Here is a 9,280-nt window from a genome sequence, read left to right as displayed (position 1 = left end):
GGATCAACTTTTTTGTGGAGTTCTCTTATAGAGACGTTGCATCATTCAACGTCTCTACATTCTTTGTCGGTGATATCTTAATTTGCGGCAGCGATCGCTTTATTTAAACGTGGCTTGTCTAAATTGATCTGATTCAGCAATAACCAGGATTGAATTAAATCAGGGCCATGAACATCTCCCGTTAAGGCAGCTCGGAGCGATCGCATGACTAAGCCTTTCTTGAGTTTTTGCTCTTTGACTACCTGTTTAATGATATCTTGGGCAACTGCTTCGGAAAGTTCGGGTTGATTTGACAAAGCTGTGATAATTGCCTGAAGCGCAACGGCTGAACCTTCTTTTTGCAGTTGTTGGCTACCTTCTTCGCTAAACTCCACTGTTGCGGTGAACAAAGGTTGACTCATATCTACAGCATCTACCAGACGAGTTAAACTCTGGCTGATTAAAGTAACTAACTGCTCTAACCAGGGGCGTTCTCGTCCTCCCTCAAAGGTAAATCCAGCCTCTTGCCAAAAGGGAATAATTAAATCTGTCAGTTTATCTACGGGCATATTATGTAGATATTGACTATTTAACCAATCCAATTTTGCCCAGTCAAATTTAGCCCCGGCTTTGTTCACACGCTCAAAGCTAAAGTTTTTGGCTGCGGTTTCTAATGTGAAGATTTCTTCAGTGGAGTCTGGAGGCGACCAACCCAGCAAGGTCATGTAATTTACTAAAGCTTCCGCAGTAAATCCCAATTTCTGAAAATCCGAAATAGAAGTAACTCCATCTCGTTTAGAAAGCTTACGCCCTTCCATATTTAAAATCAAAGGCGTGTGGGCAAACTCTGGAATTTTTGCGCCTAAAGCTTCATATAACAGAATTTGCTTGGCGGTGTTGGCTATGTGGTCTTCTCCCCTAATGACATGGGTAATTTGCATATCTATGTCATCAATGACAACGACAAAGTTGTATAGTGGTTGACCAATACCTGTTTCTGAGGCGCGGGCGATGACCATATCACCACCAAGGTCACTACCTCGCCAACTCATTTTTCCCCTTACTAGGTCATTCCAGACAATTTCTCGACCATCGGCAATTTTGAACCGAATCACACAGCTACGCCCTTCGGCTTGGAATGCTGCTTCTTGTTCTGGTGTGAGGTGGCGGTGGCGGTTATCGTAGCGGGGAGCTTCGTTTCTAGCTTTTTGGGATTCTCGCAGGGCTTCTAGTTCTTGTGAAGTAGTGTAGCAACGATAAGCTAAACCTTGTTCTAACAGTTTTTCTACTGCCTCTTTATACATATCCAGGCGTTGGGATTGGAAAAAGGGGCCTTCATCCCAGTTCAGTCCCAACCAGCGAAAACCAGCCAGAATATTTTCGGTATATTCGGGACGCGATCGCTCAAGGTCTGTGTCTTCAACGCGTAAAATAAACTGACCACCATGATGGCGGGCAAATAGCCAATTAAATACAGCAGTTCTGGCTGTACCAATATGTAAATTACCAGTTGGACTTGGTGCAATACGGACTCTAACAGTCACAATTAATTCTCTCTTTCACAAACCATGATAAATTTAGCTTATCCCAAGCCCTGAATCCTGAGTTAAAGGAATAGGACTTATGTAGCAAAGTGCAAAGTGCTGTTAGCGGTAGCGGGGCGTTTAGCCCGTGCTGAGTGCTGAGTAAAAACCAAGTAGAGGTGGGTATGGCTACGCCACGCAAGCTATGACAGATATGCTCAATTACTAATAATAATTTTAATAAACCCACCCCTACATCAAGGCTTTCAGCAATCAACAATGTCCTAACCTCCTTGGCGGTTGCTATATATATAGCCCCAGTCGGACAATTATCATCTGACTGGGGAATAAAAAATTATTACTCGCGATTAGAACGGGACTGACGGGGCTCGAACCCGCAACTTCCGCCGTGACAGGGCGGTGCTCTAACCAATTGAACTACAGTCCCTTAATTTCCAACTTTACTATTGTTGCTTTTTTCTTTTGCTTTGTCAAGTCTTTTTGCAGAAAAAAATAATTTTTTTGATTTCTGCACTTTTGGGGCGACTTGAATGTTTCTAAATTGCAATACATCTTAGCACGTCTGAGCCTGGGGAGTGCCGGCAATTTGTTGTAGCATTTGGGATTGCATCTGTTTATACTGTTCTTTTAAGAGATTTTTGCTCAGATGAGCTTTAGATGAGGGCGGTAGATTTTTACTTTGTTCTACCCAAACTTTTAACATTTGTCGCCGATTAAAATCGATGTAACTGCTGAGAACGTTGGCGCATTTATGGGGTGCTTCTAAGGTAAAGCAAACCACAGGATAACGTTCATGATCGGCTAGTGCAGACACCAGTTGATGATTTTGGGTATTTTGCATATTTAGGTAGCAAGGCAACCACTTAAAACCGAGTTCTGGAGTATAAAGTACTGTCACCCACAGCAGCATGGGATGAGGAGAGATAATCCAGATAAACTGGTTGTGAACCTGGCAAACTGCACGTTTATGGATCTCTTTTTGCTCTAACATCATGCAGATTGTGGTGATACTTTTGGGTGTAGTTTCGAGAAGTTGTGGAAATACAATTTCCTGAATAGGTTTATTTTTTGGCCATGTCATTTCTCGACATTTTTTCTCAATGGCTGGCGATAAGCCAGATAATACAGGTGTTTTTGGGGTTGATTGAGGTGTTGGAGTTGCCGGATAATTAAGAGTAATAGATTTGTCAACACTATTTAAGACTTGCAATATTGCCGCTATATTTTGGGGGCGATCGCTTGGTGTTTTCGCCAGACAAGCCATGATTAAATCGTTCAATTGCGGCGGTAGTTGGAGTTGGGGATTGACATCAGCGATCGTTTTCGGTGCTTCAAAGTGATGTGCTTTATACCAAGCACCAAATAAATCTGTTTCTGGCTGCCAAGGTTTTGCACCTGTCAGCATTTCAAACATCATCACACCCAAACTATAAATATCTGAGCGATCATCCAATTCTCCCCCTTCTAATTGTTCTGGAGAAGAGTAGGGCAAAGTCCCATGAAACGCTATATTCGTACTAACGTTGGAGGCAGATTTTAAAAATTTTGCTATCCCAAAATCCAAAATTTTTACTAACTGTTTTAATATGGGATCAGAAATAACTAATATATTAGCAGGCTTAATATCTCTATGAACTAAAGGGTAAATTTTGCCTTCAACATTAATACCTTGATGAGCGCATTGTAAACCCAAACAAATTTGACGTGCAAGATTTAAAAAATCTGGCAAAGGTACAGGGATTAAATCCTTTAAACTTTTGCCATTGAGATATTCCATAACATAAAAAGGTTTCCCAGCTTCACTGACACCATAATCATGCGCCCGCACAATATGTAAGCTTTTTTGACTTAATGCTGCACTCATCAGGACTTCATGAATAAAATTTTGTTTCATTTTGGGAGTAGAAACAGTTTGAGAAAGGAATTTAACCGCCACAGGTGTTCCACCTAGCACAATATCTTTAGCTAAAAAAACTTCACCCATTCCACCTTTACCAATCAACTCAATGAGTTGATAACGGTTAGCCAGCAAACCTGTATTATCTGGAGAAGCAAATTTACTTTTATTCACTTTTCATACCTCTTTGATTATCATATTTTGCAATTATCTTGATCTAATTACTTATAAATTGTGTCAACTTCGCCAGAAACTTTGCATTAGTTTAAGCAGCAAATTTATTAACCAATTTTTACTATCCTTTTTGTCAATAGCAGTCTTGACTGACATTTTTTTCAGTATTTCCACTTTTAATGCTTCGTATTCTGTTTTTAAAAGAGTTTTGGCTTGATTAGAAGAAATCAACTCATGTGTTTTTAGCTTAATCGCCAGCCAATCGGTAAGTTGCTGACGCTGGCTAGGAGTTAAAGTTAACTTCATGACATGGGTGCAACGACTTGGTTGTTCTAGTGCAAAAAACAGCAAATAATAGTAGCCTGTATTTGCTAAACTTTTGGCTATCTTTTGCCCACTATCATTCTTCATATCTAAGAAAAACGGTAGACAACGTATCAGAGAAGATTGGGAATCGCATAACACTGTTACCCACAATATCATGGGGTATATATTCATTTTGACTACAAATTCTGTGCTATGAATTTTATTGAGCAATTGAGTAATTTCTTGTTGGGGTAACATTGCCCAAAAGGTTGGTAACACACCTTGACTGCTATGTAATAAATGAGGAAAACCAATGGCAGCAATTGGTTTATGTTTCGGCCAAGATTTCTGTAAACATTCTTTTTCGGGACTGGAAACTACAGGTACTAATTGTAAAGAGGATGTAGTTGACTTAACTTCGTGATTATTGCCAGTTTGATGATTAAAAATTTCTAACTTAACCTGTTTTAATGTTTCTAATACTTTACTAATATTTGCAGGGCGATCGCTAACTTCTTTGGCTAAACAATTTAATACTAATTCTTGTAATCTTAGTGGTATTTTTACCTGTGAATTTACTTTTTCAAACTCTAGTGGTTTTTGAAAGTGGTGAGCTTGATACCAACTGCCAAAGGAATTAGTTTCGGTTTGAAATGGATGTTTACCTGTAAGCATTTCAAACATCAAAACTCCCAAACTATAAATATCAGAGCGCACATCAAGTAATTTACGTCCTTCCATGTGTTCAGGAGAACAGTAAGGTAAACTACCAATAAAAGAATCAGTTAATGTGATGCCATTGCGTTCAGTTAAAAACTTGGCAATACCAAAATCAAGAATCCGGACAATTTCGCATTTTTCGGTATTTTCAGTAATAAATATATTTTCTGGTTTAATATCTCGATGTACTATCGGGTAAATTTCACCTTTGAGGCTGATACCTTGGTGAGCATACCGTAAACCTAAACAAATTTGATAACAAATATATAAAAACCTTTTTGTTGTTAGTGGCTGAACTTGGATGATTTTCTTCAAATTTTTGCCTTGAAGATATTCCATAACGTAAAAGGGAATTTTATCATCTGTCATTCCATAACTTAAAATCCGGACAATATTTTTACTTTTACGGCCAAGTTGAGCGCCAATAAAAATTTCTCTAGCAAAGCGCTGGGACATTTTTTGAGTTTCCAGACTCATGACGAGAATTTTTATAGCAACTTGTATGCGGCCTTTGGCTAAATCTTCTGCCAAATAAACTCTACCCATTCCTCCTTTACCAATCAAATCTTTTATTAAATAGCGATTATTTAAAAATTTTCCAATATAAACGTCTTTTTCGGTTTCTGGCTTGACCATATTTGGAAATTTTACGCTATAAAATAATTGATCAACTGAAAATTATACCAACTCTGTGTGAAGATGCCCAATGATATTAGAGCTTATTCACAAAAAAGCAATAACGCGGACGTAACAGGGAGAGGTTGACAGACAAAATGCTAGTATATCTCTGAACAGAATGTATACTTGAATACTGCGTTAAGATTTTTACCAGGTAAGGCAAAGAACCAAAGCACACGTCGAGTTAAAAGTAAAGAAAACTGAATACAATTGACACAGAAAGATATTCAGCTTGTGATAGTTCTTAAAACCTATGTAACATATTCACCTTAAAAAACCTATGAGAAAATTCACTAAGGTTATCAATTAACATAAATAAATTATCTATAAATAACAGTAAATTCACGTACTCATAGTAATAATCACCCAAGAAAAACTAAAATATAAATTTCGACATCATAAACTGTTTATTTTGCAATAAATTGGCGGAATAATCTCATAATTGGCGATTCTATTTTGATTTTAAAAGCTAGGATTTGGTTACGTTGTATTGAATTAAAATTGTTATCACTAATTAGGATTAATGAGCGCTGTCCATCAGGTAGCCAAGAACCAAGAGTTAAACCTTCGATATTGTCTAATAATACATTTAGTGTTCTCAAATCTAATAGTAATTTTTTCTGAACTGGTTTGATTTTCTGAAAATCAACTGCTAAAAGTTTGTCGATATTTTGAATCTCATCAGCACCTTTTAAGGAAAACTGAAATAAGGAAACAGCAAATCCTAAGCCAGTAAAAGACCGTTCTAGACTGAGGAATTGTCCTTGATTATCTAAAGCTAGTAAATCAGGTAAACCACTAGCAAATCTACCAGTTATATTCAGCATTTCTGCGACTGGTTCAGTTGGGTACAAAAATTCCTTCTCTGGTAAATTTGTGAGTAGATTGTATTGCAAAATTCGGCAAGGGCTGCCAAGATTGGCTTTAGCTGCTGACCCATCTTGAATTAGAGCATTTTCTATGGCTGTAAATAAATACTGATTGTCAGGTGTAATGCTGAGGCTTTCAAAGGCTAAGTTATCGCGGATACCTTGTTTACCATTTTTATCTGGTAAAAACTTATCTGGTATAACTAATGTGGTGCGTACTTTACCAGAGGAAAGGGCGAACTCTTGAATAAAAGGATTAATTAATTGTTTAACATCGCCTTCAGAAGAGATAAAGACGGTATCCCGGTTAGTTATAGCAATTCCCTCTGTATCGGTTTCACCAGGAGGAAAGGGTTGATTATCTTGATTTAAAAGAGTAGTTACCCCAACGGGAACCACATCGCCATTCTGTAATATACCTTTGCTCAAGTCTATTTTTAGTGTGTAAAATCGAGCCGGAGCTTTTTGACCTCTGTCATCAGAGATAGCATAATAAAGGTCATTTTTGGCATCGTAGGTGATTCCAGATAAGCCCCCAATTTCTGTATTTTGAAAGTTTAATTTTTTAGGTAAAGTGGCTTCGCCAATAAATTCGATATTACTAATGTTAAAAGTATTTGTATGGGAATTTGTCAGGAAGAAACTAATAATTATAATAGCAATAATAATGTAAATAATTTTGGGTATAAATAAAAAGTTTTTAATTAGCTTCATATTCTTTTGCTGCAATTGTCTTGAGTTGCTGGAAATCCCACCCCTAGCCCCTCCCCGCAAGCGAAGAGGGGAACTTGAGTAAGATGTGAAAACTAGTTAGCTGAGTAACTGTTAAGAAGCCAATATTTGCGTATTTTATTGGGTTGCTATTGGTTGAAACAAAGCAAATTTTGGAGTTAAAAATTAGCGTAGGTAGGAACGAGACTGTCTGCGGCGTTTTTTGCTAAATCTCTGGAATAAGAGAGAGAAATTGTTTGTACTCTGTTGATTAGAAATTTTAGAATCTGCACTGGTTTGTTTGTTTTTTCTCCAGTGATCGAGGGAGTAAATATTAAAGCTGAGTCCAGCTAGTAAAATAAACAACACAAGAGCGTAACTGATCATGGATGTTGCAGCACCCCAGTTTTGGATTGAGGTAACGCCCAATTTCAAGATAATCATCAGGATAAATGTGGCTATCAGGGCGCTGCGAGTTGCTAATCCAATGGTAATTAATACTCCCACAATTAACTCTACAGGAGGAACGAGGTAGGAGTTAATTCTGACCATAAATTCGGGAAAATAAGAATCTTTTAGTTGCTCAACTATACTTTCTGCAAATCCGGGAATATCGAAAATGCGGGTAAATCCATGATTAAAGTAATTGACACCGATGAGAATTCGCAGTAATAAATAAGCGATCGCGATATCTTGTGGTTTGAGGCTAATGTAATTTTTCTGATCATTCATGGCTCTAACTCCAACTATGATTAATGACAATTGCAGATTTTAATTGCTGATGCAAGGTTTCAAATAGGCAAAATTAAACGCACGGCGCGATCGCCTAATAAATAGGTATAAAGCCAGGTGAGTAAAATTAACAAGCGACTACGGTATCCAGGTAAATATACCAGATGAACGCCTAACCACATCAGCCAAGCTAAAAAACCTGTAAATGCAAAGTTGCCAATTTTTCCCACACCAGAATAACAACCAATGATTGCTAATCGACCTTTGTTGAAATAACTAAAAGGTTTTGGTGATTTACCCCGCAGCTGTTGTTGAATATTGCCGGCGACAGCAACGCCTTGTTGGAGTGCTTCTGGTGCAACTCCAGCTAATGGTTGACCATTTTGCTCTATATAAGCCAAATCCCCAATTGCATAGACGTTGGGTTGTTCTAGTAGTTGTAAGGTGGGATGAACTAATAATTTGCCTTTTTTGGCTGTGGATATCTCCTCTGATGTTGGGGGAGAGTTGGCTTCTAACCCCGCAGTCCAAATCACTGTTGCAGTGGAAATTATTTTGTTGTTTTGTAGGTGTACAGATTCTTTTGTGACTTGGCTAACTCTGGTTTGTAGGTAAACTTCTACACCTAATTGATTTAAACGCTTGTAAGTATAGACTCCCAGTTTTTTGGGTAGTTCTGCCAATAAGCGATCGCCTGACTGGACTACAATTAATCTGACCTGCTGTAAATCTAATGTGGGATAATCGCGGCGGAATTTACCGCGCAGCATTTCTATTAAAGCACCTGCCATTTCTACACCTGTCGCACCACCGCCGACAATGGTAAATGTGAGCAGTTGTTCCCTTCTTACTGGATCAGATTCTTGAGTAGCTAGTTCTAAGCAAGTCATAATCCGGTTGCGTAATCTAATAGCTTCTTCTAAAGTCCTCAGAGGAAAGGCATATTCTGACGCACCTGTAACTCCTAAGTATTGGGTTTTGCTACCAGTAGCAAGGACTAAAAAATCATAAGCGATCGCACAACGATCTGTCTCCACAATCTGGGCGGAAAAATCAATGCGCTGTACCTCCGCCCATAAAAACCGAGTTTTGGGCTGCTGCTGGTGTCGTTTCCCAGAAAATCGCCGCACAATCGTGCGAATGGGGTAAGCAATATATTCTGGTTCTAGTTGACTTGTGGCTACCTGATACAGTAATGGGACAAAGGTGTGATAGTTATTACAATCAATTAAACAGACATCCGCCCCTGAATTAGCTAAAGATTGGGCAGTTTGTAATCCCCCAAATCCAGCGCCAACTATGACAATGCGGGGAGTTTTCAAATTTTCTCTCCTGATTTAGCTAGTTGGTGAAGTTTATATAAATCATATTAATTTTTATTTCAAGAAAAAAATTTTACAATCTACCATAGGTAGAAAAGTTATCTGTAAAGCCCTTTTTTACTTCAGGAGTGGGGTTATGGAAATTGATGAAATACTCACAGCTTATCGTCACGAAATATTAAGAATTGCTGCCCAGCATGGAGCTTAGAGACTTCCAAATAAAAAAATATCCCGTCGTTTTGAGAGCAGGGGGGCAGGGAGCGGGGAGCAGGGGGAGGAAAGGTCATTTTAGTTGCAGAAATTTGGATCAACTTTTTTGTGGAGTTCTCTTATAATTAATCTGCGTGT

7 protein-coding genes and 1 tRNA gene are annotated in these 9,280 nt (G+C 38.4%); all 8 read right to left on the bottom strand.

The window, feature by feature from the left end; genetic code table 11:
- Positions 1-77 precede the first annotated feature (77 nt).
- The 8 genes from gltX to VB654_RS03420 all read right to left on the bottom strand — a co-directional run bounded on the left by gltX (position 78) and on the right by VB654_RS03420 (position 8,932).
- Positions 78-1,523, bottom strand: coding sequence for a glutamate--tRNA ligase (gltX, locus tag VB654_RS03455; RefSeq protein WP_323212046.1), 1,446 nt, complete (start codon positions 1,521-1,523; stop codon positions 78-80).
- Positions 1,513-1,782 carry a hypothetical protein gene (locus VB654_RS03450; RefSeq protein ID WP_323212045.1) on the bottom strand — a complete coding sequence of 90 codons (270 nt, stop codon included), beginning with the start codon at positions 1,780-1,782 and terminating at the stop codon, positions 1,513-1,515. Before VB654_RS03450 ends, gltX begins: the two co-directional genes overlap by 11 nt.
- Before the next feature lie 94 nt (positions 1,783-1,876).
- Positions 1,877-1,950: transfer RNA gene (locus VB654_RS03445), tRNA-Asp, on the bottom strand.
- 126 nt (positions 1,951-2,076) lie between these two features.
- Positions 2,077-3,594: a serine/threonine-protein kinase gene (locus VB654_RS03440; protein ID WP_323212044.1), complete on the bottom strand. Its 1,518-nt coding sequence runs from the start codon at positions 3,592-3,594 to the stop codon at positions 2,077-2,079.
- Positions 3,595-3,657: 63 nt separating this feature from the next.
- Positions 3,658-5,256, bottom strand: coding sequence for a serine/threonine-protein kinase (locus tag VB654_RS03435; protein ID WP_323212043.1), 1,599 nt, complete (start codon positions 5,254-5,256; stop codon positions 3,658-3,660).
- Between the two features lie 449 nt (positions 5,257-5,705).
- Positions 5,706-6,881 carry an esterase-like activity of phytase family protein gene (locus VB654_RS03430; RefSeq protein WP_323212042.1) on the bottom strand — a complete coding sequence of 392 codons (1,176 nt, stop codon included), beginning with the start codon at positions 6,879-6,881 and terminating at the stop codon, positions 5,706-5,708.
- A gap of 183 nt (positions 6,882-7,064) precedes the next feature.
- Complete coding sequence (locus tag VB654_RS03425; protein WP_323212041.1) at positions 7,065-7,610, bottom strand: DoxX family protein; 546 nt, start codon at positions 7,608-7,610, stop codon at positions 7,065-7,067.
- A 59-nt stretch (positions 7,611-7,669) separates the two neighbouring features.
- Positions 7,670-8,932, bottom strand: a complete 1,263-nt coding sequence (locus tag VB654_RS03420) for an NAD(P)/FAD-dependent oxidoreductase (protein WP_323212039.1) — start codon at positions 8,930-8,932, stop codon at positions 7,670-7,672.
- Between the last annotated feature and the right edge of the window lie 348 nt (positions 8,933-9,280).

The organism is Nodularia sp. UHCC 0506 (genome assembly GCF_034931045.1).
Lineage (GTDB): Bacteria > Cyanobacteriota > Cyanobacteriia > Cyanobacteriales > Nostocaceae > Nodularia.
This window is presented reverse-complemented; position numbering and strand designations above follow the sequence as displayed.